Origin of the sequence: Bradyrhizobium sp. NBAIM08 (genome assembly GCF_020193935.1) — a bacterium.
In the GTDB taxonomy this organism is placed as follows: Bacteria; Pseudomonadota; Alphaproteobacteria; order Rhizobiales; family Xanthobacteraceae; genus Bradyrhizobium; species Bradyrhizobium yuanmingense.
Genome location: NZ_JADYVR010001296.1, coordinates 1 through 385 on the forward strand (window position 1 = coordinate 1; position 385 = coordinate 385).

Genomic DNA, 385 nt, shown 5'->3' on the forward strand with positions numbered 1-385 from the left:
GGTTGATGCGCTCGTCAAGCGAGTTTCTGGAAGGATCACTACACCCACTGTTCACGGCTTGGTTATTTCGACGTGATAGAATTTCCTCACATCGGTGGCATCGAGGTCGGTGACGGTCCGTTGGTCCGTGGCATCGCTGGTGGTGAAGCTGCCTAGAGCCAGCCACGGACCGGAAAGTCCGGTGTTGGATTTCACCTGATAAATCCGGTCCATCAGCCGCGGACTGAAGATGAGGTTTTTCCTGTTAGCTTGGCCGGGAACCGGTTCGATGCGAAGCAGGAAGCGCGAGAGTGGATTGGTGGGGATGATGCCGGCTGTGTATTCGAAAAGGTTTGTCTGGCAGTCGCCGTCCGGATCGAGGCCGGGAGCGGCGTTCGGATTGTTC

The 385-nt window shown here is 56.9% G+C and carries 1 protein-coding gene; it reads right to left on the reverse strand.

Going from position 1 to position 385, the window contains the following annotated elements; genetic code table 11:
* Nucleotides 1–51: 51 nt before the first annotated feature.
* Nucleotides 52–385 (reverse strand): hypothetical protein (locus I6F37_RS44605; RefSeq protein ID WP_225155073.1); only part of this gene is annotated, 334 nt, incomplete at its 5' end.